Below are 25,204 nucleotides of genomic sequence, written 5' to 3'. Positions count from 1 at the left end.
CTGATTGAGGGGACGCCATCGGCGTCCTTATGTGACGACATGCGTCCGCATGTCGCTGGGAAGTGATCGAACGACAAGTGTCGATTCGGGTCAAACAAAAAGGCCGTCAGCGATGTCGCTGACGGCCAATTTCTTTTCTTTATCGATTGATCATTATTTTATTTATCAGACGATCACTCTCCATACACCTTGCCGAACAGCTCGAACACCTTGCCGTTGAACTTGGCGAGCTGCTCCTGCTCGATCGGGTAGAAGTCGGTCGGGCTGGTATTGACGTTGATGCCGGGCAGCAGCATCGGCACGTTCAGGTTCTTCAGGCTGGCCGCCTGCTTCATGATGTTCTCGCGGGTCAGATTGTCTCCCGCCTGCTTCAGCATTGCGACCAGCGTGTAGGAAACGTTGTAGCCGAAGACGTTGAACGTGTCCTTTTTGTCGCCGTCGGGATAGTACTTGTCCATCCAGGCGGACCAGTCCTTGTAGGCCTGATCGTTGGCCCATTGCGGATCGGTCGGGTCCTTGGCGTAGATCGCCGTGATGATGCCAACCGACTTGTCCAGCCCCGCCGGCGTCAGCACCGAGCCGACCGAGGCCGACACGTTGTTGAGGAAGTGCAGCGGCTTCCACTCGATATCGCCGGCCTTGCGGATCGCCTGCGCGGCGAATTTCGGCGTCGTGATGTTGAAGAAGGTATCGGCGCCCGAACCCTTGAGCTCGATGATCTGGCTGTCGATCGTCGGGTCGGTAACTTCGTAGGAGAGCTCCTTGACGATCAGCTTCTGCCCGGCGCTGCCGAGCCCGTCCTTGAAGCCTTTGAGGTAGTCCTTACCGTAGTCGTCGTTCTGGTAGAGGATGCCGATCTTGGCGTTCGGCTTGTTCTCCAGGATGTAGGCCGCGTAGATCTTGCCTTCGGTCTGATAGTTCGGCTGCCAGCCCATCGTCCACGGGAAGCGCTTCGGATCGCCCCACTTGGTCGCGCCGGTGGCGACGAAGAGATGCGGCACCTTCTTGGCGTTGACGTATTTATGGATCGCGGTGTTGGTCGGCGTGCCGAGGGTGTTGAACAGGAACAGCACCTCGTCCTGCTCCACCAGGCGGCGCACCTGCTCGACGATCTTCGGCGGGCTGTAACCGTCGTCGTAGGAGATCATCTTGAGCTTGCGCCCGTTGACGCCGCCCTCGTCGTTGATCTTGTTGACATAGGCCTGGATTGCCTTGCCGATCGTGCCATAGGCCGATGCCGGGCCCGAATAGGGGCCGGTATGGCCGAACACGATCTCGGTGTCGGTCGCGCCCGTATCGTATTTCTTCTGCGCCCAGGCCGGCGCAATCACTAGCGCCGCGGCAGCGAGTGCCACCGCGGATGACAGGTACTTCACGCCCTTCATGCTGCGTACTCCCGTTAAAGCCGCCGGCATTGACCAAGCCAATTACTCCGTCGGCGACGAACCGGCGTCGCGCCGCCGACGGAATTCCACACTTGTGACCTATTGCTTTGCGGCCCGCCGCTTGGCCTGCCACTGCTTGATCAAGCCGGCAGCCCCCGTGGGCATCACATAGACCGCGGCGATCAGGAACAGGCCATAGATCGCCCACGGCGCCGCCTTCGAAATCGCGTCGGCGACGTTCGGTATGAACTGGATGAAGATGCCGCCGTAGATCGCACCGGAGATCGAAGCCAGGCCGCCGATGACAAGGCCGACCAGGAAGGAGATCGACAGGAAGATGGTGAAGCTGTCCGGCGCCACGAACGCGATGGCGATGGCGCCGAGCGCACCGGCGACGCCGGTATAGGCGGCCGAGATCCCGAAGGCCATCGACTTCACCACGGTGAGGTTGATGCCCATCACCTCGGCGGCGATGGGATGGTCGCGGATGGCGATCATCGCCCGGCCGAGCCGGCCGCGGATGAGGTTGATCGCCAGCCAGAACATTATGCAGGCGACCACCAGCGCGAGATAGTAGAGCCACTGGTCGGCATTGATCGCCTTGATGCCGAACGGCGGGTCCGGCTTGATGATGACGATGCCCTGCACGCCACCGGTCAGCCATTCGATGTGGTTGTACTTGAGCAGCTGCGGCACCGCGAGCGCCAGCGCGAAAGTGGCGAGCGCCAGGTAATGGCCCTGCAGGCGCAACGCCGGCAGTCCGAACAGGAAGCCGACGACGAGGCACACGACACCGGAGATCGGGATGGTGAGCCAGTATGGGCAGTCGAGCTTGTCCATCAGGATCGCCGCCGTGTAGGCGCCGATGGCGTAGAACGCACCGTGACCGAGCGAGAACTGGCCGTTGTAGCCGGTCACGATGTTGAGGCCGAGGATGGCAATCGCATAGATGATCACCAGCGTCAGCTGGAAGATCATGAAGTTCGGCTTCAGCGTGATGATACCGCCGAGCAGCGGCAGCACCACCGGCAGCAGCAGCGGCAGCGCGAACAGGAGCAGCACGAAGATGGTGATGCCGATCGCGTTCGGGCCTTTCTTGGCGACCGGCGCGGCGGGAGCGGTGGCTTCGCTTGTCGTCATGGGTCGCCCCTCACACGCGCGTCACGATGCGCCGGCCGAACAGGCCTGCCGGCTTGACCAGCAGCACGCCGATGATCAGCACCAGCGCCACCGAGAGCTTGAGCTCGGTGCCGATGACGTAGGCACCGAGCACGTTCTCCGCCACGCCGACGATGAAGCCGCCGACCACCGCGCCGCCGGGATTGTCGATGCCGCCGAGCAAGGCGGAGGCGAAGCCGTAGAGCAGGATGCCGGCCATCATGTTGGGATCGAGATAGACCACGTGTGCGACCAGCATGCCGGCCACAGAACCGATCGCGGCCGCCAGGCCCCACCCCAGCGCCAGCATGAGCCCGACCCGGATGCCGACCAGCCGTGCCGATTCGGGATTGAAGGCCGCGGCCCGCATGGCGAGGCCGAGCGGCGTCAGGCGGAAGAAGGCGAACAGCAGCAGCAGCACCACGACGGTGATGCCGACCGTGCCGATCTCGTGCCAGTTCAGGAACCTGTTGCCGAAGGGCGGGGAAGTCGGGAAGGGCGACGGAAACGCCTTGATGGTAAAGCCGAAGATCCAGCCGGCCAGGGCATTGAAGATCACCAGAAGGCCGATGAAGGCGATGATGATCGACAGCACGGGCTTGTCGTGCAGCGGCCGCAGCACGATGCGTTCGATCGCAAAGCCGCCGCAAAAGGCGATCACGATGGTGAGCAGGAAAGCGACCCAGAAGTTGAGTCCGCCCCACTCGATCAGCGCCCAGCCGATGAAGGTGGCGAACATCGCCATCTCGCCCTGGGCGAAATTGATGTGATGCGTCGCGGTGTAGATCATCACCAGCGCCAGCGCGACCGAGGCATAGATGCCGCCCGCCGCGAGGCCGGAGAAGATCTGGTGCAGGAAGGCTTCCATGGCGGCCGCTGCCCTCAATAGCCGAGATAGGATTTGCGGATCGTCTCGTCGTTCTTGATCACGTCCGAGGTGCCCGACATCACGATGTTGCCGGTCTCCAGCAGATAGGCGTGATCGGCGATGCCGAGCGCGATGTTGGCGTTCTGCTCGACCAGCAGCATGCTGACCTTCTCTTTGGTGTTGATGTCGCGCAGGATGCGGTAGATCTCCTGCACGATCAGCGGGGCGAGACCGAAGGACGGCTCGTCGAGCAGCAGCAATTTCGGGCTCAGCATCAGCGCGCGGCTGATCGCCAGCATCTGCTGTTCGCCGCCCGACAGCGTGCCGGCCTGCTGCATGCGGCGTTCCTTCAGCCGCGGGAAATAGTGGTAGACGCGGTCGAGATCGGCGGCGACCTGGCCCTTGTCGGAGCGGACATAGGCGCCGAGCCTGACGTTTTCCTCCGTGGTGAGCTGCACGAAGGTGCCGCGGCCGTCCGGCACGTGGGCGACGCCCAAGCGGACGATATCCTCGGTCGCCTTGCCGGCGATCGCCTGTCCGGCGAAGACGATGTCGCCGGCCACGCGAACCATGCCGCAGATCGCCCGCAAGGTGGTGGTCTTGCCGGCACCGTTGGCGCCAAGGATGGTGGTGATGCCGCCCTGCTCCAGTTCGAATGTCAGACCGTGCAGGACTTCGGTCTGGCCATAGCCGGCACGCAGACCCTTCACGTCGAGAAGCTTCGCCATCAACCGGTTCCCAGATAGGCGCGGATCACGTCGGGGTGGTTCTGCACCTCCGCAGGGGTGCCTTCGGCGATCTTCTGGCCGAAGTCGAGCGCGACCACCTTGTCGGAAATGCTCATCACCAGGCTCATGTGATGCTCGACCAGCAGCACGGTCACCCCGAGGCGATCGCGGATGTCCATGATGGTGCGGCCGAGATCGTCGAGCTCCTCGTGGTTGAGGCCGGCAGCCGGCTCGTCGAGCAGCAGGAGCTTGGGATCGGAGATCAAGCCGCGACCGAGCTCGACCCGCTTCTGGTAGCCGAACGGCAGGCCGCCGACCGGCAGTTCCGCCACGTGCTCAAGCCGAAGGAAACGCACCAGCTCCTCCGCCTTGGCCCGGAGCTGCGCCTCTTCGGCTTTGACCGAGGGCAGCCGCAGCATGTTGGCGATGTACCCTGTCGAGGTGCGGCAATGGCCGCCGACCATGACATTCTCGACCACCGACATGGTGCGGAACAGCGCCAGGTTCTGGAAGGTGCGGCCGATGCCGAGCGAGGCGATACCGTGCCTCGGCACCTCGACCAGCGAGCGGCCTTCGTAGCGGATCTCGCCTTCCTGGAACTCGTAGAGCCGCGACAGGCAGTTGAAGAGTGTGGTCTTGCCGGCGCCGTTCGGCCCGATCAGGCCGACGATGCGGCCCTTCTCGACATCGAAGCTGACGCCGTCCAGCGCCCGGATGCCGCCGAAGCGAACCGACACGCCGCGCACGCTCAATAGAGCTTCTTGCGCGCCGTTCACGATCGCTCGTGGCGCGGATATCCACCCATCCGCAATTCACGCCTCCCTAGAGAGTCCGGCGGCAGGACCGCTACGAACGTTCTTTGTTGTTGGCCGGTATAGCCGCCCGCTTCTACCGATGCAACGGACCTGACGCGCCTGTGACGATTGGGCGGTGACTCGGCCGTCTCAATTATTGATATGGCCCGGCGGTGCCCAATTGGTGTGCGGGTCCAAGGGGTAAACCGGCCGCGGCAATCGCGTCCAGGCGAAATTCTGCAGGGCGGGCGAAGTCAGGCCGGGGCAATCGACCTCGACGATGCGCTCGGCCGGAAAGAACTCATCGAAGCCGTCGCGGAAATGGCCGCGGCTTTTCACCACCACAAGGCGAGCCTTGCCGATATCGAACCCCAGGCTCTCGATCTGCATCGGGTCGAGGCATTGCTGGCGGATCGAGATCACCACCACGACGATGCCGCCGAGATCGAGCGCCGCCGACGGCCCCATATCCATCGACATACCGCGGGCGAGCCCGCGCCGCCCGACGAATTTTCCGTCGGTCAGCCGGATCACCTCGGCATCGGCCTCGAATGGCTCGGAAAAGCCATCCGCCTCGGCGCGGTTGAAGCGCGCCCGGAAGCGGGCGCCGAGCCCGAGCCGGTGCGCTTCTGCGGCGAGCGGCGCGTCGTTGAACACCGCCAGGACCACGCCCTTGAGCCCCGCCCGATGCAGCGCGCGCAGTATGTAAGTAGTGTTGCCACGCCCGCCGCCGCCCGGATTATCCGCCACGTCGGCGAACAGGATGGCCGGCCTGGCCGGATCGTCAATCACGGCCTTGGCTTGGGCGATTGCGTCGTCGAGCGACGTCATAGGCTTGCGGAAGCGCTCGCGCATCTCCCAGGTCCGCCGCGCCAGGTCGCCGGCGAGTTTCGCCGCCGCGGCGCGGTCGCCACGCGTCGTCACCACCACGGTGAAGCCGTTCTTCGGGCTGTCGCTGAAGGCGAAGCCCGCCATCGCCGAGACATTGGCGATGACACGGCCGACATGCTTCTGCCCCTCGGCGATGATCTCGCCATAGGGGCCAGTCTTCGTGAGCAGGGTGATGGTCGGCGCGACCAGCGGGATCTTCGCCATGGCGGCGACGAAGCGCGTGCCGGCCAGCGCCTCGCGCATCAACCCGGCGGCCTCGATGCCGCGCTCGCCGATATCGACATGCGGATTGGCGCGGTAGCCGACGAAGGCGGAGACGTTGTCGACCATGCGGGCCGAGACGTTGGCATGCAGGTCGAACACGGCAATCACCGGAACGTCGGGCCCGACGATGCGGCGCACCATGACGTAGAGATCGCCATCCGGATCGTCGCTGCCGGTCGAGAGCCCGGCACCGTGGCCGGAGACATAGACGCCGTCGAGCGGCAGCGCGGCCTTGAGCCCGGCTTCGATCTCGGCCAGCAGCCCGTCGAAATAGCCCTGGTCGACCGGTCCGCCCGGCTGCGCCTGAGCGACGCGCAGCGGCACTGGAGTCCACGCGCCGGTACGGTCCATCTCGCCGACGAAGCCCGGCAGGTCGGGCAGCATGCCCGGCGCGGCCGAGCGCGCCTCCGCCACGATTGCCTCATCCCGCAGATCGACATCGCTCTCGAAATCGGCCTGGGTGCTGACAGGGGCGAAGCGGTTGCACTCGATGGCGAAGCCGAGCAGCGCGATACGCGGGGACGCTGGCATTATCCGTTGACCCAGGCGATGCGGAGGATGTTGGTGGCGCCGGGCGTGCCGAACGGCACGCCGGCCGTGATGACGAGCCGGTTGCCGGGCTTGGCGAATTCCTGCGCCAGCGCGGTGGAGCAGGCTTTCTCCACCATGTCGGCGAACGAGGTCGCATCCATGCCGGGAACCGTGTGCACGCCCCAGGCGATGCTGAGCCGCCGCGAGGTCGAGGTCGACGGTGTCAGGCAGAGGATCGGCACCCGGGGCCGTTCGCGCGAGGCACGCAGCGTGGTCGAGCCTGAGGTCGTATAGGTGACGATCGCCGCGGCGCCGATCGTCTGCGCCACCTGAGCCGCGGCCGCGGTGATCGCATCGGCGGCGGTCGCTTCCGGATTGGCGTGCTCCGCGTCCATGATGCCGCGATAGAGCGGATCGCGCTCCACCTGCTCGGCGATGCGGTTCATCATGCCGACCGCCTCGCGCGGATACTCGCCGGAGGCGGATTCCGCCGACAGCATGATGGCGTCGGCACCGTCATAGACGGCGGTGGCGACATCCGACACTTCAGCCCGGGTGGGGAACGGCGACGACACCATGCTCTCCAGCATCTGCGTCGCCACCACGACCGGGCGGCCGGCCCGGCGCGACGCGCGCACGATGCGCTTCTGCAGGCCCGGCACGTCCTGCACCGGCATCTCGACACCGAGATCGCCCCGCGCCACCATCAAGGCATCGGACAGCTCGATGATCTCGTCCAGGCGCTCGACCGCCGCCGGCTTCTCGATCTTGGACAGGATTGCGGCGCGGCCGGCGATCAGCTTGCGCGCCTCGGCCAGATCCTCCGGCCGCTGGATGAACGACAGTGCGATCCAGTCGACATCGAGGTCGAGCGCGATCTGCAGGTCGGTGCGGTCCTTGGCCGTCAAGGCGGCGAGCGGCAGCACCGCGCCTGGCACATTGACGCCCTTGCGGTCCGAAAGCTTGCCGCCCGTGACAACCTCGGTCTCCGCGAAATCCTTGCCGTACTTGCCGACCCGGAGCCGGATGCGGCCGTCATCGAGCAATAGCTCGAGATCCTTCTCCAGCGCGGCGAAGATCTCCGGATGCGGCAGGGTCACGCCCGCCGCATCGCCGGCGCGCTGGTTCAGATCCAGCCGGAACGGCGCGCCGGGCGCCAGCGTCACCGGTCCGCCGGCGAAGGTGCCGATCCTGAGCTTCGGCCCCTGCATGTCGGCCAGGATGCCGATCGGCCGCCCGAGCTCGCCTTCCAGCTCGCGGATTGCGCTCGCCCGTGCCTTGTGATCCTGCGCCACGCCATGGCTGAAATTGAGCCGGAACACATCGGCGCCGGCCTCGAACAGCGCGCGGATCTCCGCCGGCTTCGAACTGGCCGGTCCCAATGTCGCGACGATCTTGGTCGACCGCTGCCGTCGCATTTTCAACGCCCCTCCTGATGCTTTGCCGGCCTTATGACCCTACCAGAATCGCCCGGAAATCGTTGACGTTCGTCCGCGTCGGGCCGGTGACAAGGAGATCGCCGAGCACCGCGAACACTCCGTAGGCGTCGTTTTCCGCCAGCCGCGCCGCCGGGTCGATGCCCCTCGCACGCGCCCGGGCCAGGGTGTCGGGCGCCGCAAAGGCGCCGGCATTGTCCTCGCTGCCGTCGATGCCGTCGGTATCGGCGGCAAGGGCATGAATACCGACGGCCTCGCTTAGCGCCAAGGTCAGACCGAGCAGATATTCGCTGTTGCGGCCCCCGCGGCCACGGCCACGCACCGTCACCGTCGTCTCGCCGCCCGACAGGATGGCCACGCGGCGGCCCGCCGCCGCGGCCTTCAGCGCCAAACCGGCATGCGCGCGCCCGAGTTCCCGCGCCTCGCCCTCCAGAGCGTCGCCGAGCAGATCGACATCGTAGCCGGCGGCGCGCGCGCGATCGGCCGCCGCCGCCAGCGACAGGGCCGGGCTCGCCACGATCCTTGCCGTGGCGGCGGCAAGGCGCGGATCGCCCGGCTTCGGCGATTCCTCCGCCATACGCTCGAGATGCGCGACCACCGGCGCCGGCGCGGCGATACCGTATTTCGCCAGAATGGCGCGCGCCTCGGCGAAGGTGGTCGGGTCGGGCACGGTCGGGCCCGAGGCGATGGTGGCGGGGTCGTCGCCCGGCACGTCGGAGATCATCAGCGTCAGCAGCCGCGCCGGATGCGCTGCCGCGGCCAGCCGCCCGCCCTTGATGGCAGAGAGATGCTTCCGCACCGCGTTCATCTCGCCGATATTGGCGCCCGACCGCAGCAAGGCGGTGGTGACTGCCTGCTTGTCGGCGAGCGTGAGGCCCGGCGCCGGCAGCGCCAGCAGCGCGGAGCCGCCGCCAGAGATCAGGCACAGCACGAAATCCTCAACCCCCAGGCCATCGACGCGCTGCAGGATGCGCCGGGCGGCCGCGGCGCCGGCGGCGTCCGGCACCGGGTGGCTCGCCTCCACCACCTCGATCCAGCGAGTGGGGACAGCGTGGCCGTAGCGGGTGACGATCAACCCTTCGAGCGGCGGGCCCCAGGCCTGTTCCACCGCGGCGGCCATGGCGGCCGACGCCTTGCCGGCGCCCACCACGATCACCCGCCCGCCCGGCCGGGCCGGGAGATGCGCCGGCACGCAGACGGCCGGATCGGCCGCCGCGACGGCGGCATCGAACAACGAGCGCAGCAATTCCCGCGGCGACATCATGCGGATCGAAGACTATCCGCCAAAGCCGAGCCGTCCCAGCGTCCATCCGGCGGCGCGCGCGACATGGCCGTCGGCGACGATGAAGACCAGGAAGCCCGCGATGGCGACCAGCCGCGACACCCAGTCGCGCGCCGCATAGACGATCGGGTCATCGTCCATGTAGCCCCGCGCGGTGGCGAGCCAGAGCCGGCACTGCCAGAACAGCGCCAGCGGCACCAGCAGCCAGAACAGCTCGGCGCTGCTGCCGCCACGGCCAGCGATCCATTGATTTTGTACGTACAGCGCGAGCACGAGGCTGGCGACAAAGCTGGCGGCGACGCCCATCATGGTCACGATCTGGACGTCGTCGACCAGATAGCCGCGGCGGGCGAGCTGCTTGGCCCCGCCCTCGCGCGCCGCCTGCGATTGCAGCTCGGCCACCCGCTTGACCGCCGCGAGGCCGAGGAACAGGAAGATCGAGAAGGCAAGCAGCCAGTTCGATACCGGATGGCCGGTGGCCTCGCCGCCCGCATAGAGGCGGAGCGTGTAGAGCGTCGCCAGGGCGAACATGTCGACCAGCGGGAACTCCTTCAGCCGCATGGAGTAGCCGGTCGAGGTGACCACGTAGACCGCCAGCACCCAGAGGATGCCGGTCGACCAGGCGACCCAGCCGCCCACGGCGAGCAGCACCGGCGCCGCGAGCAGGGCGAGGCGGATGTCGAGCGCGCCGCTGGCGAGCGGGCGCCGGCTCTTGCGCGGATGTGCGCGGTCGGCCGGGAGGTCGCTCAGGTCGTTCAGCAGATAGATGCCGGAGGCGATCAGCGAGAAGGCCATGAAGGCGGCGATGGCGAGCAGCCAGTCCTCGAGCTGTCCGACCGCACCCGCGGTGACGATGGGCACGAAGACCAGCAGGTTCTTCATCCACTGATGCGGCCGGCAGGCACGGACCAGCGCCTTCAGCGCGCGCGCCTCGCGCGGCAGTTCCAGCTCGACGGGGCCGATGGCGCGCGCCGCCCGCACTGTCGCGGAATCGGCATTCACCAGCAGCACGCCGCCGGCCTTCTGCCAAACCTGCAGATCCGGCCGGTCGTTGCCGGCATAGGCGAAGCCGCCCTGACCGAAGCGTCCGACCAGCGCCGCCGCCTTGCGTGGACCCTTCAGGTTGGTGACGCCGTCGGAAGCAAGCACCTCGTCGAACTGGCCGAGATGGCCGGCAATCGCCTCGGCGATGCGGCGGTCCGTCGCGGTCGCCAGAATCACGCGGCGCCCGCGCGCCCGTTCCCGCCGAAGGTAGTCGATCAGCCGGGTTTCGTAGGGCAGCGCCGCCGGATCGAGCGGCAGGCGCTTCGCCATTTCCTGCTTCAGCACCGCCCGGCCGCGCAACAGCCAGAGCGGCAGCATCAGCAGCACCCGCCAGTCGCGCAAAGCTGCCGCCACCATCTCGAACAGCGTGTCGGTGCGAACCAGCGTACCGTCGAGATCGACGCAAAGCGGCCGCAGGGCGGGTTCGTCGCCACCCGCTGCCGCCGTCGCCGCCGCCTGCGATACCATGCGTTCTCCGTCTCCATGCCGCGGAACCGTTCCCGGGTTTCCACCGGCAATTCCTTATACATACTGGTAATTCGGCATTGGTATACGCATCGTTCACCGAATCCGCGGCCCAATAACCTGCACCATCGGCGCGACCTGTGACCCGGGAGTGATGATGCGAAACAGCTTCTACCGCCCGGCCTCGCGCCGCCTCGTCTTTTCGCCGGCCTCCGCGCTGCCACCCGACCGGGTCGAGCTCTGCCTGATGCTGGTGGCTGCCATCGCGTTGGCGGTGGCCATGTACGTCACGGCACCGCGGCATGGCGAGTTCTGGTGGTCGGACGCGCCGCGTCATGCCCTGAACGGTCTTTTCGTCAAGGATCTGCTGCGCGACCTGCCGCTCGACCGGCTGCAGGACTACGCGGTCGATTACTACCTACAGTACCCGGCGCTGACGATCCTGTTCTATCCGCCCATGCTGTACGGCGTTCTTGCCGTGTTCTATGCGGCGCTGGGCGACAGCCAGGTGGTGGCGCAGCTCTGCATTGCCACGTTTCACGGCGTGCTTGTGCTCGGCGCCTGGCTGCTGTTCCGCCGCTGGCTCGGCTTCTGGTGGGCAGGCGCCGCCGCGGTCGCCCTTGCCGCGGCACCGGTCGTCGCCTTGTGGGGCCGGCAGGTGATGCTGGAAATCCCCGCGCTGACGCTGGCTGTCTGGTCGCTCCACCTTCTGTTGCGCCATGTCGAGACGGACCGCATGTGGCGGCTCGGCGTGGCCCTGCTCCTGCTGCTCGCCGCCATCTACACCAAGATCTCGATCGGCTTTCTGGGGCTGGTGTTCGTCATGGCGCTGTGGCGCGCCCATGGGCCGGGCGAGCTGTTCCGGCCGCGCTATCTCGCCCTGGCCGCGGCTTTCCTGATCCTTCTGGTGCCGCTCGCCGTGCTCACCTTCAAATTCGGCCAGGCGAACATTCAATCGGTTGCCGGCATTCAGGACCGCGCGGTCGAGAAATGGAGCCTGGCAGGGTGGCTGTGGTACCTGCGGCAGCTGCCCGAGCAGATGGGCTGGGCGGTCCCCGTCGCCGCGGCGCTCGGCATCGCCGTGGCGCCTCTCCCGGGCCGGCGCGACAGCTACCCGGATTGGCCCCTCCTCATCCTGTGGTTCGTGACCGGCTATGTCTTCTTCTCGCTGATCGATCTGAAGGAGGCGCGGCACAGCATCTTCATCCTGCCGCCCGTCGTGGTGGCCGCCGGCTTCCTGTGCCAGGAAGTCGCGCAGCGCATCAGTCTCGGCTGGCTCGCGCCGGTCATCGCCCTCGGCTATGCCGGCTACACGCTGGCCGAGCACGAGGTGCCGCGGCTGGAAGGCTATCGCGAGGCCGCCCGGCATGCCGCCCGGATCGCCCCGCCGGGCGATATCGTCCTGTTCTCCGGCTATCGCGACGGCGCCTTCATCTACAACATGCGCACCGCCACCGGCCGGCCCGACCTGACCACGCTCCGCGCCGACAAGCTGCTGCTGGAGATCGCCGTGCGGCGCGAGCTCGGCGTCAAGCAGCAGGATTACAGCGAGGACGAGATCGCCGAGCTGATCGACAGCCACGGCGTGCATACCGTGGTGGCGCAAACCGATTTCTGGACCGATCTGGAGCAGATGGCCCGGCTGCAGAACGTGCTGCGCTCGGCCCATTTCCAGGAGGTCGCCCGCATCCCGATCCGCGCCAATATCGAGGTCAAGGACAAGGAACTGGTCGTCTACCGCAATCTCGGGCCGGTGGCCGAGGGCGAGCGGCGGCTCAGCATCAAGCTGCCGATGATCGGTCGAAAACTTGAAGGAACGGTGGGCGGCGGCAAGCCCTGAGCGCCGACCCTGAGCGCCGAGATCTGAGCCCTTGCTCCCCGACCGACATGGTACAATATCAGCAGGTTAGGGAGGTCCGGTCGGCATGCCGATCCTGAAGGAGCTCGACCACGGGACCCCGGCGCGCCACGGCGCGCCGGTGACGCTCGCGATCGACGGCCGCGACGTGACGGTTCCGGCCGGGACCTCGGTCATGCGCGCGGCGGCCGCGGCCGGCCGCGCCATTCCCAAGCTCTGCGCCACCGACCGGCTGGAAGCCTTCGGCTCCTGCCGGCTCTGCCTGGTCGAGATCGAGGGGCGCAAGGGAACGCCCGCGTCCTGCACCACGCCGGTCGAGCCAGGCATGCGCATAGCCACCGACACGCCTCGCCTGCGCGCGCTGCGCCGCAACGTGATGGAGCTCTACATCTCCGATCACCCGCTCGACTGCCTGACCTGTGCCGCCAACGGCGATTGCGAGCTGCAGGACATGGCCGGCGCCGTGGGCCTGCGCGAGGTGCGCTATGGCTATGACGGCGCCGGCCATCTCGACGCCCTGGGCGACGCCTCGAACCCCTATTTCGCCTTCGACCCGGCGAAATGCATCGTCTGCTCGCGCTGCGTGCGTGCCTGCGAAGAGGTGCAGGGCACCTTCGCGCTGACCGTCGACAGCCGCGGCTTCGCCAGCTCGATCGCAGCCGGCCAGGCGGAGGATTTCATCACCTCCGAATGCGTCTCCTGCGGCGCCTGCGTCGATGCCTGCCCGACGGCGACCTTGATGGAAAAGTCCGTCATCGAGGCGGGCTTGGCCGACCGCACCGTGCTCACCACCTGCGCCTATTGCGGCGTCGGTTGCAGCTTCAAGGCGGAGCTGAAGGGCGACCAGGTGGTGCGCATGTCGCCCTACAAGGACGGCCAGGCCAATCACGGCCATTCCTGCGTGAAGGGCCGCTTCGCCTGGGGCTATGCGACACACCCGGATCGGGTGACGAAGCCGCTGATCCGCGAGCGCATCACTGATCCCTGGCGCGAAGCGACCTGGGACGAAGCAATTGCCCGCGTCGCGGCGGAATTCCGCCGCCTGCAGGCGAGCCACGGCAAGGGCGCGATCGGCGCCATCACCTCGTCGCGCTGTACCAACGAGGAGACCTATATCCTGCAGAAGGTGGTGCGCGCCGCCTTCGGCAACAACAACGTCGATACCTGCGCGCGCGTCTGCCACTCGCCGACCGGCTACGGTTTGAAGACCGCGTTCGGCACCTCGGCGGGCACGCAGAACTTCGATTCCATTGCCGATGCCGACGTCATCATGGTGATCGGCGCCAACCCGACCGATGCGCATCCGGTCTTCGCCTCGCAGATGAAGCGCCGGCTGCGCGAGGGGGCAAGGCTGATCGTCGTCGATCCGCGCCGCACGGACCTGGTGCGCAGCCCGCATGTCGCTGCGGCACATCATCTGGCGCTGAAGCCCGGCACCAATGTCGCGGTGATCAATGCGCTGGCGCATGTGGTCATCACCGAAGGGCTGGCGAACGAGGCCTTCATCGCCGAGCGCTGCGAGGCCGACAGCTTCGGCCGCTGGCGCGACTTCGTCGCGCGGCCGGAGAACGCGCCGGAAGCCGTCGCGCAGATCTCGGGCGTGCCGGCCGAGACCTTGCGCGAAGCCGCGCGGCTCTATGCCACCGGCGGCAATGCCGCGATCTATTACGGCCTCGGCGTCACCGAGCACAGCCAGGGTTCCACCATGGTGATGGGCATGGCGAACCTGGCGATGGCGACCGGCAATCTGGGCCGCGCCGGCGTCGGCGTGAACCCGCTGCGCGGGCAGAACAACGTGCAGGGCGCCTGCGACATGGGCTCGTTCCCTCACGAATTCTCCGGCTACCGCCATGTCGCCGAGGCGCCGGTGCGCGCGCTGTTCGAGCGTGAATGGGGCGTCGCGCTCGATGCCGAGCCCGGCTTGCGCATCGCCAACATGCTGGACGCGGCGCTCGACGGCACGTTCAGGGGCATCTTCATCCAGGGCGAGGACATCGCCCAATCGGATCCCGACAGCCGCAACGTGGTCGATGCGCTGCTCGCCATGGAATGCGTCGTCGTGCACGACCTGTTCCTGAACGAGACGGCACGCTATGCGCATGTCTTCCTGCCCGGTGCATCGTTCCTGGAGAAAGACGGCACGTTCACCAATGCCGAGCGCCGCATCGGCCGCATCCGCAAGGCAATCGAACCGCTCGGCGGCCTCGCGGAATGGGAGGCGGTGATGCGGCTCGGCCAGGCGCTCGGCCTGAAGCTCGGTTATGCGCACCCGGGCGAGATCATGGACGAGATCGCCCGCACCACGCCGACCTTCGCCGGCGTGAGCTACGCCAAGCTCGACCGCCTCGGCAGCGTGCAGTGGCCTTGCAACGACAAGGCGCCGGAGGGCACGCCGGTCATGCATGTCGACGGTTTCGTGCGCGGCAAGGGCCATTTCACCATCACCGCCTTCGTGCCGACCGAGGAGCGCACGGGGCCGCGCTTCCCGCTCCTGCTCACCACCGGCCGCATCCTCAGCCAGTACAATGTGGGCCAGCAGACGCGCCGCACCGCCAATGTCACCTGGCATGACGAGGATGTGCTGGAGATCCATCCGCATGATGCCGAGCAACGCGGCATCCGCGACGGCGACCTGGTGCAGCTCGCAAGCCGCGTCGGCGCCCTCAGCCTGCACGCGCGCATCTCGGAGCGCGTGCAGCCAGGCGTGGTCTACACCACCTTCCATCACCCGGAGACGACGGCGAATGTCGTCACCACGGAGTATGCCGACTGGGCCACCGACTGCCCGGAATACAAGGTGACGGCGGTGGAGGTTCGGCTCGCCAATGCCCGATCCGAGTTCCAGGAGCGCCGGCGGCACGAGATCGAGATCTATGGCGGCGGCCGGGTGCATGCGGACGCCGCCGAGTAGCGCACCTCCCGCTTCCGAACCGGCGGCAATCGGCGTCGTCGTCAATGCCGCCGGCGCGCATGCCATCGAGCGGCCGGTCGCCGACGAAGTGCCGGTCGCCCTGGTCTATAATGGCCTCTCGCATGTCGTCCTGCTGGCGACTCCGGCCGACATCGAGGATCTGGCGACCGGATTCAGCCTGACCGAGGGCGTGCTGGAAGGCCCGCGCGAGCTGCTCGACATCGAGGTGGCGGAGGTGCCGGAGGGCATCGAGGCGCGCCTGCGCATCACCGAGCGGCGTTTCGCCGCGCTGAAGCAGCGCCGCCGCTTCCTCGCCGGCCGCACCGGCTGCGGCCTTTGCGGCGTCGAGAGCCTGGCCGAGGCCAATCGTGCGCTCGGTCAGGTCTCCGCCGCGCCTTCGATTTCGCAGGCGGCGGTGCACCGTGCGCTCGCCGCCCTGCCGGCGCATCAGCCGCTCAACGCCGCCACCGGCGCGATGCACGCCGCCGCCTGGGTCGACCGGGACGGCACGATCGTCCTGGCGCGCGAGGATATCGGCCGGCACAACGCGCTCGACAAGCTGGTCGGCGCGCGCTTGGCCAAGGGCCAGGACTTCGACGATGGCTTCGCGCTGCTGACCAGCCGCTGTTCCTACGAGCTGGTCGCCAAGGCGGCGAGCGCCGGCATCGGCGTGCTGGTCGCGGTCTCGGCGCCGACCCGCCGGGCCCTGGACATCGCCGTGGCTTCCGGCATCACCGTCGTGGCGCTGGCCCGCGCCGATGCCATCACCGTGTTCACGCATCCGGACCGCATCCAGCCGTGAAGCGCGACAAGATCGTCCATCAGGTCAACCAGATCGCGGCCTATTTCGCCGCCTATGGGCATGACGAGGCGGTGGCCGGAACGGCCGACCATATCCGCCGCTTCTGGGACCCGGGCAAGCGCGCCCAGCTCGCCGAAATTCTGGCACAGGGCGGCGAAGGCCTCGACCCGATCGCTCGCGAGGCCGGCCGCCAAGCAACGAACTGACGGCTACTCCGCCGCCTGCGCCCGCATCTCCGGCGAACGGAAGCGGGCGAGCAGGTTGGCCTCGCGGCCCTTCGCCTGCGCCACGTTCTTCTCCTTGACGTGACCGAAGCCGCGCATGGTCTCGGGCAGCCTGGCGATCTCGACGGCGAGCGCATGGTTCTGCGGATCGAGCTTGGCCGCGAGCTCGCGCAAGGTCGCCTCGAACTCGACGATCAGCTGCCGCTCCATGCGCCGCTCCGCCGTGCGGCCGAAGATGTCGAGCGCGCCTCCGCGCAGCCGCCTCATGCCCGCCAGGAACTTGAACGCCTTGAAGGCCCAGGGACCGAATTCCTGCTTGATCAGGTGGCCGGTCTCGGGATCGCGCCGCGAGAATAGCGGCGGGGCGAGATGGAAGGTCAGCTTGTAGTCACCGTCGAACTGAGCGGCGATCTTCTTCTGGAACTCGCCGTCGGTGTAGAGCCGCGCCACCTCGTACTCGTCCTTGTAGGCCATCAGCTTGGCGAGCGAGCGGGCCGCCGCCTCGGCGAGCCCGGTGCGGCCGCGCGCCTTCTCGCGCTCGGCCTTGGCCACCGCTTCGATCGCGGCGCGATAACGTTCCGCATAGGCCGCATCCTGGTAGGCGGTGAGCAGCTCGACGCGCTTCGCCACGATGCCTTCGAGCGTCTCGGCAACCGGCTTTTCCTCGCGCATGGTCGGCTTTGCCGCGGCGCGCACCGCCTCGATGTCATGCGCCGCGAGGCGGCCCCAGGCGAAGGTGCGACGGTTCGCCTCGACCGCCACCGCGTTAAGCTCGATCGCCTTGTCGAGCGCTTCGAACGACAACGGCACCAGGCCCTTCTGCCAGGCATAGCCCAGCATGAAGAGGTTGGTGGCGATGGAATCGCCGAGGATCGCGGTGGCGAGGCCGGTGCCGTCGACGAAATCGACCGCGTCCTTGCCCATCACGTCCTTCAGCGTCTTCATCATCGATTGCTGCTCGAAATCGATGTCGCCGTTGGTGACGAAAGCCGCGGTCGGCTGGATGAAGCCGTTGACCACGCCGCGCGTGACCCCCTGCTCGAAGCGCGACAGCGCGTTCGGCGAGACCGCCACCACCATGTCGCAGCCGAGCAGCAGGTTGGCGCCACCGGCGGCGATGCGGACGGCGTACAGATCCTCCGGCTTCGGCGCGAGCCGGATATGGCTCATGACGGCGCCGTTCTTCTGGGCGAGGCCGGTGAAGTCCAGCACCGTGCAGCCGCGGCCTTCCAGATGCGCCGCCATGCCGATCAGCGCGCCGACGGTAATCACGCCGGTGCCGCCGATGCCGGTCACCAGCATGCCGTAGGGCTCGGTCAGCGGCCGCACCGTGGGCATCGGCAGCCTGGCGAACGGATCATCGCCCACGACTTCCAGCTTGCGGCGCGCGGCGCGGCGCACATTGCCGCCATGCACCGAGACGAAGCTCGGGCAGAAGCCCTTCACGCAGGAGAAATCCTTGTTGCAGTTCGACTGGTCGATCTGGCGCTTGCGGCCGAGCTCGGTCTCCAGCGGCTTGACGGAGACGCAGTTCGACTTGTCGGAACAGTCGCCGCAGCCTTCGCAGACGGCGTCGTTGATGAAGACGCGCTTCGGCGGATCGGGGAAGAGGCCGCGCTTGCGGCGCCGGCGCTTCTCGGCGGCGCAGGTCTGGTCATAAATGATGACGGTCAGCCCCGGCACGTCGCGGAGTTCCCGCTGGATCTTGTCGAGGTCGTCGCGGTGGCGGATCTCGGTGCCCGGCGCGAAATTGGTGCCGGCGGGATACTTGTCCGGCTCGTCGGTGACGACGACGACGCGCTTGGCGCCCTCGGCCGAGACCTGGCGCGAAATCTCCGGCACGGTCAGCGGGCCGTCATGCGGCTGGCCGCCGGTCATCGCCACTGCGTCGTTGAACAGCACCTTGTAGGTGATGTTGACGCCCGCCGCGGCGGAGGCGCGGATCGCCAGCAGGCCGGAATGGTGATAGGTGCCGTCGCCCAGGTTCTGGAAGATGTGCTTCTCGTCGGTGAACGGCGCCTGGCCGATCCAGTTGGCGCCCTCGCCGCCCATATGCGTCATGGTCGCGGTGCGCCGCTCCGGCATCCATACCGTCATGCCGTGGCAGCCGATGCCGGCCATGGCGCGGCTGCCGTCCGGCACCCGCGTCGAGGTGTTGTGCGGGCAGCCGGAGCAGAAGAACGGCTGGCGCATATGCTTGGGCGGCGGCGCGGCGAGCATCCGCTCCTTCGCCTCCAGCCGCGCCATGCGCTGCTCGATCTCCGGCATCGGGCCGGTGAAGCGCTTCAGCCGCTCGGCGATCACCTTGGCGACGCCGCCCGGCGTCAGCTCGCCTTCGGAGGCGAGCAGCGGCCGGTCGTTCTCGTCGGTCTTGCCGACCACGGTCGGGCGCCGGTCGGCCGGCAGGTTGTAGAGGGCGCGGACGATCTGGCCCTCGATGAAGCCGCGCTTCTCCTCGACGACGATCAGCTCCTTCAGCCCTTCCGCGAAGGCGCGCAGCCCGCTGGTCTCCAGCGGCCAGGTCATCCCGACCTTGTAGAGCCGGATGCCGAGCTCGCGGGCCCGCGCCTCGTTGATGCCGAGATCCTCCAGCGCCTGGCGCACGTCGAGGAAGGCCTTGCCGGTGGAGACGATGCCGATGCGGTCCTGCGGTCCGGAGAAGGCGACGCGGTCGAGACGGTTGGCGCGGGCGAAGGCTGCCACCGCCTGCATCTTCGGCCCGTGCAGGCGCCGCTCCTGCTCCAGCGGCGGATCCGGCCAGCGGATGTTGAGCCCGCCGGGCGGCAGCTCGAAATCGGTCGGCATGACGATCTGCACACGATGCGGATCGATGTCGATCGATGCCGCGCTCTCCACCGTCTCCGAGATCGCCTTGAAGCCGATCCAGCAGCCCGTGTAGCGCGACATGGCGAAGCCGAGCAGGCCGTAATCGAGGTATTCCTGCACCGTCGCCGGGTTGAAGATCGGCACCATCGAGGCTTCGAAGATCTGCTCGCTCTGATGCGGCAGGGTCGAGGACTGGCAGCCGTGGTCGTCGCCGGCCAGCACGATGACGCCGCCATGCTTCGACGAGCCGGCCGCATTGCCGTGCTTCAGCGGATCGGTCGAGCGGTCGACACCCGGGCCCTTGCCGTACCAGATGCCGAACACGCCATCGAACCTGGCGCCGGGGAACATGTTGACCTGCTGGCTGCCCCAGACCGCGGTCATGCCGAGATCTTCGTTCAGACCCGGCTGGAAATGGATGTGATGCTCGGCTAGGTGCTTGCGGGCGCGCCACAGGTTGTGGTCGTACATGCCGAGCGGCGAGCCGCGATAGCCGGAGATGAACCCGCCGGTATTAAGCCCTGCGGCCAGGTCGCGCTCGCGCTGCAGCATCGGCAGCCGCACCAGCGCCTGGATGCCGGTGACGTAGATCCGCCCCTGTTCCAGCGTGTATTTGTCGTCGAGCGTGACGTTCGCAAGCGTCATCGTTCTTGCCTCCTGGACCCTGGGGGCCAGTCTAGGTAGCCGGCGGGTGCATGACAAACTGTCGCAGGGACCGGCGGCGCATGGCGGATATGCATCAAGTCCTCCCTCGCGCCGCGAAGCGGCGTGGGGGAGGGCTTTACTCCGCCACCGTCGGCGCATCCCCCGCAATGGTGGTGCGGATCATGTAGCGGTCGTAGCGCTCGTAATCGAACGGGCGACCGCGATGCATGGTGCAGCGGTTGTCCCAGATGACGAGGTCGTGTTGCTTCCAGCGATGCGTGTAGACGAAGCGCCGGTCGGTCGCGAATTCCATCAGGTCGGCCAGCAGCGCCCGCCCCTCGGCCTCCGGCAGGCCCTCGATATGCGAGGCATGCGAGGCGATGTAGAGCGCCTTCTCGCCGGTATCGGGATGCACCCGCACCAGCACCTGCCTGACCGGCGGCACCGCCTGGTGCTCCGCCGCCGTCATCATCTCCGGATCGATCTGGCGACGCGAATTGAAATAGGAATGCCAGGCGACCATGCCGTCCAGGCGACGCTTCATCGCCTCCGGCAGCTCGCGCCAGACCGCCCGGGTGGACAGGAACTCGGTCTCCGCCCCCTCCGGCGGCACGATGCGCCCCGACAGGGCCGAGGCCATGGCCGGCACTTTCTTGAACGATGAATCGGTATGCCAGAGCGAATTCGCCTTCAGGTTCAGGATCGCCCGATGGCCGAGCGGCACGCGCTTGCCGCTTTCGTCCAGGTTGGTGATGAAGGCGAGATGGCCGCCGGCGCCGCGCGAGCCGACCTTGGTGACCTCGAGCGGGCCGAAGCGGCGCGAGAACGCCATCTGCTGCTCGTCGTCAACCGGCTGGTCGTGAAACACCAGCACGCTGTGCCGGGCGAAAGCGGCGCGGATCTCGGCGAAGGTCGCGTCGTCGAGCGGCCGGGTAAGGTCGACGCTGGAAATCTCCGCCCCGACCATCGGATGCACGGGCCGAACCTGGATCATCGGCGGTTCCTCGTTGTTCTTTTGGGGTTCCCTCCGCCGGCGAGCCTAGCAGAACGGTCCGGCAACCGAAAATTAGCAAAGGCTGCCCCATCCTTAAGGCATGGCCGGCAATCCCATTCAGCGCGACCCGCGGGCGCGCCGCGGCGCGGCGCCGGACGACAGCCTGCCGGCGCGGCTGAAGCAGCATGCCGCCTGGCTGAAGGCGCAGCCGGGCGGGCGGCGGCTCGACCTCACCATGAAGGATTTCGCCGGCGTCAACCTGACCGGCGCCGACCTGAAGCAGGCCAAGCTGACCGGCACACGCCTGGCCCAGGCGCTGCTCAGCGGCTCCCGGCTGATCGAGGCCGACCTCTTCTGCGCCAATCTCGACGGCGCCGACCTCACCCGCGCGCTGATGGACGGCGCCGATCTGCGCGGCGCCTCGCTGCGCCATGCCAAGCTCGGCGGCGTCTCGCTGCAGGGCGCGGATGGCCGGTCCGGCCACCTGTTCGGCGAGACCGCTTCGATCGGCAACCGCCGCACCGCCGACGGCCAGCCCGCCGGCATCGACCTCAGCGCCGCCGATCTGGCCAGCGGCGACCTGCGCCGGGCGCGGCTGGAACGCGCCAATCTGCGCGGCGCCAAGCTGCAGGGCGTCGACCTGCGCGGTGCCAAGCTGCAGGGCGCCGACCTGACCGAGGCCGACCTGACCAGCGCCGATCTGCGCGAGACCGAGCTGCAGGGCGCCAACCTGACCGCGGCCACGATCGACGACGCGCTGCTCGACACCGCCGATCTGCGCGGCGCCAGGCTCGACGGCGTCGACCTCACGCGCGCCCATCCGCCGCCCTCGATCTCGGTGCCGGGCGACCCCGACGCGACGCGCAAGCTTGCCGCCGTCCTGGCCGCCCACCAGGAATGGATCGCGAGCTCCGGCCGCAAGGGCATCCGCGCCGATCTCGTCGGCGCCGACCTGCAGGGGGCCAGCCTGGTCGGCGCCAACCTGGCCGGCGCCGTGCTCGCCGGCGCCAACCTGACCGGCGCGCAGCTCGCCGGCGCCAATCTGCGCCTCGCCGATCTGAGCGGCGCGACCTTGCTCGCCGCCGTGCTCGACGAGGCCTGCCTCGACGGCGCCAACCTGAACCGCGCCGAACTTACGCGCGCCCGCGCCCGCGGCGCCTCGATCGGGCCGATCGAGCGCCGCGATGCCGAGGGCAAGCCGGTTGGCACCAATTGGCCGGCCAGCCTGGTCGGCGCCCGGCTCGCCGAGGCCGATCTCTCCGGCGCCAATCTGCGCGGCGCCAACCTCACCGGCGCCGACTTCACCCGCGCCAATCTGCGCGGCGGCATCCTGATCGACACCCGCATCGGCTTCGCGCGTTTCGAGCGCGCCAATCTCAGCCTGGCGCAGCTGCCGCCCAGCTTCATCGGCTGACCGCCTGCAGCGGCTTGCTCCACATGCAGGCCGACCATGCGCCCCGGCGCCGACACAGCGGCATCGATGGATGCTAGGGTCCGCCCTTCAAGGGACGGAAACCTGGCAAATCGCACGTGTCGCGCTCGCAGATCGAAGCCCTGATCCTGCTGGTCCTGCTGACCCTGGTCTGGGGCACCAACTGGCCGCTGTTCCGCATCGTGCTGGCCGAGATGTCGGTCTGGCAGTTCCGCGTCGCGGTGCTGCTGCTCGGCACCGCGGTGCTGTTCGCCGTCATGCCGCTGGCGCGTGGCACGTTGAAGGTGCCGCGCGGACGCTGGCCGGCCTTGGTCGCCAGCTCGGTCGCCAATGTCTCGATCTGGTACATCGCGACGGCCATCGCCGTCACGCATCTGCCGTCCGGTCACGCCGCGGTGCTGAGCTACACCATGCCGCTCTGGCTGGCGCTTTTCTCGGTGCTGTTCCTCGGCGAGCGCTTCACGCCGCGCATGCTGACGGCGATCGGCTTCGGCGCCGCCGCGGTGATGCTGCTGATGTGGCCGAGCTTCGGCGCCTATGCCGGCGCGCCGATCGGGCTCGCCGCGGGACTCTCTGCCGCCTCGGCCTGGGCGGTCGGCACGCTGATCGTCAAGCGCACCGACTGGGCCGGCATGGGGCTCGGCATCACCAGCTGGCAGATGGCGCTGTCGATCCCGCCGATGCTGCTCGGCGCGCTCCTGTTCGATGACGCGGAATGGGCCTGGCCCCGGCTCGAGATCTCGCTGCTGACCGTCTACATCGCCGCGATCCCGATCGCCTGCGGCACCGCCACCTGGTTTGCCATCGTCGACCGCGTGCCGGCCCAGGTGGCGGGGCTCTCCTCGGTCAGCATCCCCGTCGTGGCGGTGGTCGCCGGCGTGATCCTGTTCGGCGAGCCGATGGGCCCGCTGCAGATCGCCGCCCTGCTCTGCACCGTGCTGTCGCTCTGGCTCGCGCTGATTCCGCCGCGCAAATCCGCAGCCCTCGCAGCGGAGCCCGCCCGCGCCAAGCAGCGGGCCGAAGCGCCGTGACATCGGAGGCGCCGATGCCGTCGATCCGCCACGAACTGCATTACGGCGATCGGGTGATGCGCTGCTTCGCCGAACGGCCGCCCAACATCGACGCCATGTTCCGTGCCAGCGTCGCGCGCGATTCCAACGCGCTGGCACTGGTCGACGGTGCGACGCGCCTGACCTATGCCGAGCTCGACCGGGCGGTCGAGCGTGTGGCGGGCAATCTCGCCGGCCTCGGCATCGGCAAGGGCGATCGCGTCGCCGTCATCCTCGGCAACCGCCGCGAATTCGTCTTCGCCGTGCTGGCCACGGCGCGCATCGGTGCCGTCGCGGTGCCGATCGGCACCCGCAACCGGCTGCCGGAGAACGAATACGTTCTGGGTCATTGCGGCGCGAAGGCGGTGATCTTCGAGGCCGAGCTTGCCGGCGAGATCCCCACGCGCGATGCCTGTCCCGATCTCGCTCACCGATTCGCTGCGGGCGGCAGCGGCGCCGGCGCGCGCGACGTGGCGGAGCTGCTCGCGCCCGCCCTGGCGCCGAAGGTCGAGATCGCGGAGGAGGATGTGTTCTGCATCCTCTACACCTCCGGCACCACCGGCCGGCCGAAAGGGGCGATGCTGACGCATTTCGGCAGCATCCATTCGGCCCTGCATTTCGAGCACGCCATCGGCCTGAAGCCCGGCGACCGCACGGTCCTGGCCGTTCCGGCTTCGCATGTCACCGGCCTGATCGCCGTGATCCTCAGCTTCGTCGCGGTCGGCGGCACCACCTTCCTGCTGCCGGCCTTCAAGGCACGCGACTTCCTGGAGCTGATGGCGCGCGAGCGGATCAATGTCGTGATCCTGGTGCCGGCGATGTACAACCTCTGCCTGCTGGAGCCGGATTTCGCCAGCTTCGATCTCTCGCATTGGCGGCTCGGCGGCTATGGCGGCGCGCCGATGCCGGAGGTGACGATCCGGGCGATGGCCGAGCGCCTGCCGCATCTCGACCTCTACAACGGCTATGGCGCGACCGAGACGACGTCGCCCACCACGGCGATGCCGCCGAAGCTCGGCAAGATCGTCACCGACAGCGTCGGCAAGGTCGTCCATTGCGGCGAGGTCGTGGTGATGGACGAGGAAGGCCGCGAGGTGGCGCCAGGCGAGAAGGGAGAGATCTGGATCGCAGGCCCGATGGTGATTCCGGGCTACTGGAACAACGCGCAGGCCAATGCCGAGAACTTCGCCGGCGGATTCTGGAAGTCCGGCGATATCGGCTCGATCGATGCGGAGGGCTTCGTCCGCGTGTTCGACCGCAAGAAGGACATGATCAACCGCGCCGGATTCAAGGTGTTCTCCGCCGAGGTGGAGAACGTGTTGGCGCATCACCCGGGCGTGGTCGAATGCGCCATCGTCGGCCGGCCCGACCCTGTGCTGGGCGAGCGGACGGTCGCCTTCGTGATGCCGAAGCCGGGCTTCGACAACGCGGCCGAGCTCCGCGGCTTCCTCGCCGAGCGCCTGGCCGATTACAAGGTGCCCGACCAGATCGTGCTGATCGACGAGCCGCTGCCGCGCAACCCGAACGGCAAGGTGGTCAAGGCGCCGCTGCGCGAGCGGGCGGCGGCGTTGCCGTCGCCGGCGCGGCGTTGACGCCTCGACGTTGACGCCACGACGT

Annotated in this window: 18 protein-coding genes; 7 read left to right on the top strand and 11 right to left on the bottom strand. The window is 68.0% G+C overall.

Annotated features, from left to right (window positions below; translation table 11 throughout):
* Positions 1 to 173: 173 nt before the first annotated feature.
* The 9 genes from DT074_RS20490 to DT074_RS20450 form a co-directional block, all read right to left on the bottom strand.
* Entirely contained in the window at positions 174 to 1,385 is a 1,212-nt protein-coding gene (locus DT074_RS20490; protein ID WP_368744804.1) for an ABC transporter substrate-binding protein, read from the bottom strand.
* A gap of 99 nt (positions 1,386 to 1,484) precedes the next feature.
* The gene (locus tag DT074_RS20485) at positions 1,485 to 2,525 is read right to left on the bottom strand and encodes a branched-chain amino acid ABC transporter permease (protein WP_119421727.1); all 1,041 of its coding nucleotides are present in this window, start codon (positions 2,523 to 2,525) and stop codon (positions 1,485 to 1,487) included.
* A gap of 10 nt (positions 2,526 to 2,535) precedes the next feature.
* Positions 2,536 to 3,411, bottom strand: coding sequence for a branched-chain amino acid ABC transporter permease (locus DT074_RS20480; RefSeq protein ID WP_119421726.1), 876 nt, complete (start codon positions 3,409 to 3,411; stop codon positions 2,536 to 2,538).
* 14 nt (positions 3,412 to 3,425) lie between these two features.
* The gene (locus tag DT074_RS20475; RefSeq protein ID WP_119421725.1) at positions 3,426 to 4,139 is read right to left on the bottom strand and encodes an ABC transporter ATP-binding protein; all 714 of its coding nucleotides are present in this window, start codon (positions 4,137 to 4,139) and stop codon (positions 3,426 to 3,428) included.
* Positions 4,139 to 4,915, bottom strand: coding sequence for an ABC transporter ATP-binding protein (locus DT074_RS20470; protein WP_119421724.1), 777 nt, complete (start codon positions 4,913 to 4,915; stop codon positions 4,139 to 4,141). Before DT074_RS20470 ends, DT074_RS20475 begins: the two co-directional genes overlap by 1 nt.
* 168 nt (positions 4,916 to 5,083) lie before the next feature.
* Complete coding sequence (locus DT074_RS20465; RefSeq protein WP_119421723.1) at positions 5,084 to 6,619, bottom strand: M81 family metallopeptidase; 1,536 nt, start codon at positions 6,617 to 6,619, stop codon at positions 5,084 to 5,086.
* Complete coding sequence (gene pyk / locus DT074_RS20460) at positions 6,619 to 8,037, bottom strand: pyruvate kinase (protein WP_119421722.1); 1,419 nt, start codon at positions 8,035 to 8,037, stop codon at positions 6,619 to 6,621. Before pyk ends, DT074_RS20465 begins: the two co-directional genes overlap by 1 nt.
* 31 nt (positions 8,038 to 8,068) lie before the next feature.
* Positions 8,069 to 9,316, bottom strand: coding sequence for a glycerate kinase type-2 family protein (locus tag DT074_RS20455; RefSeq protein ID WP_119421739.1), 1,248 nt, complete (start codon positions 9,314 to 9,316; stop codon positions 8,069 to 8,071).
* A gap of 15 nt (positions 9,317 to 9,331) precedes the next feature.
* The gene (locus DT074_RS20450; RefSeq protein ID WP_119421721.1) at positions 9,332 to 10,849 is read right to left on the bottom strand and encodes a UbiA family prenyltransferase; all 1,518 of its coding nucleotides are present in this window, start codon (positions 10,847 to 10,849) and stop codon (positions 9,332 to 9,334) included.
* A gap of 154 nt (positions 10,850 to 11,003) precedes the next feature.
* Between DT074_RS20450 and DT074_RS20445 the strand changes: the two genes are divergently transcribed.
* The 4 genes from DT074_RS20445 to DT074_RS20430 all read left to right on the top strand — a co-directional run bounded on the left by DT074_RS20445 (position 11,004) and on the right by DT074_RS20430 (position 16,623).
* On the top strand, positions 11,004 to 12,686 hold the full coding sequence (locus tag DT074_RS20445) for a glycosyltransferase family 39 protein (RefSeq protein ID WP_162915047.1): 1,683 nt from the start codon (positions 11,004 to 11,006) through the stop codon (positions 12,684 to 12,686).
* Positions 12,687 to 12,771: 85 nt separating this feature from the next.
* Positions 12,772 to 15,615, top strand: coding sequence for a formate dehydrogenase subunit alpha (fdhF, locus tag DT074_RS20440; protein WP_119421719.1), 2,844 nt, complete (start codon positions 12,772 to 12,774; stop codon positions 15,613 to 15,615).
* A complete protein-coding gene (gene fdhD, locus DT074_RS20435) occupies positions 15,596 to 16,417 on the top strand; it encodes a formate dehydrogenase accessory sulfurtransferase FdhD (RefSeq protein WP_119421738.1) in 822 nt (273 codons plus the stop codon). The genes fdhF and fdhD overlap by 20 nt, the downstream gene beginning before the upstream one ends.
* Entirely contained in the window at positions 16,414 to 16,623 is a 210-nt protein-coding gene (locus DT074_RS20430) for a formate dehydrogenase subunit delta (protein ID WP_119421718.1), read from the top strand. The genes fdhD and DT074_RS20430 overlap by 4 nt, the downstream gene beginning before the upstream one ends.
* A gap of 3 nt (positions 16,624 to 16,626) precedes the next feature.
* Here DT074_RS20430 and DT074_RS20425 read toward each other — a convergent pair whose 3' ends face one another.
* Both DT074_RS20425 and DT074_RS20420 read right to left on the bottom strand, forming a co-directional pair.
* Positions 16,627 to 20,142, bottom strand: a complete 3,516-nt coding sequence (locus tag DT074_RS20425; protein ID WP_438503700.1) for an indolepyruvate ferredoxin oxidoreductase family protein — start codon at positions 20,140 to 20,142, stop codon at positions 16,627 to 16,629.
* 106 nt (positions 20,143 to 20,248) lie between these two features.
* Positions 20,249 to 21,106, bottom strand: coding sequence for a TauD/TfdA dioxygenase family protein (locus tag DT074_RS20420; protein WP_119421716.1), 858 nt, complete (start codon positions 21,104 to 21,106; stop codon positions 20,249 to 20,251).
* A gap of 100 nt (positions 21,107 to 21,206) precedes the next feature.
* Here DT074_RS20420 and DT074_RS20415 point away from each other — a divergent pair, with 100 nt between their 5' ends.
* From DT074_RS20415 to DT074_RS20405, 3 genes are all read left to right on the top strand, one after another.
* Complete coding sequence (locus tag DT074_RS20415; RefSeq protein WP_119421715.1) at positions 21,207 to 22,520, top strand: pentapeptide repeat-containing protein; 1,314 nt, start codon at positions 21,207 to 21,209, stop codon at positions 22,518 to 22,520.
* Between the two features lie 116 nt (positions 22,521 to 22,636).
* Positions 22,637 to 23,569 (top strand): DMT family transporter, encoded by a 933-nt coding sequence (locus DT074_RS20410; protein WP_119421714.1) that lies wholly within the window; start codon positions 22,637 to 22,639, stop codon positions 23,567 to 23,569.
* Between the two features lie 14 nt (positions 23,570 to 23,583).
* On the top strand, positions 23,584 to 25,179 hold the full coding sequence (locus DT074_RS20405; RefSeq protein ID WP_119421737.1) for a class I adenylate-forming enzyme family protein: 1,596 nt from the start codon (positions 23,584 to 23,586) through the stop codon (positions 25,177 to 25,179).
* Positions 25,180 to 25,204: the final 25 nt, after the last annotated feature.

Source organism: Desertibaculum subflavum, from assembly GCA_003576705.1.
GTDB lineage: Bacteria > Pseudomonadota > Alphaproteobacteria > Ferrovibrionales > Ferrovibrionaceae > Desertibaculum > Desertibaculum subflavum.
The sequence above is the reverse complement of the archived record's forward strand: the minus strand, read 5'-3'. Positions and strand labels throughout refer to the sequence as shown.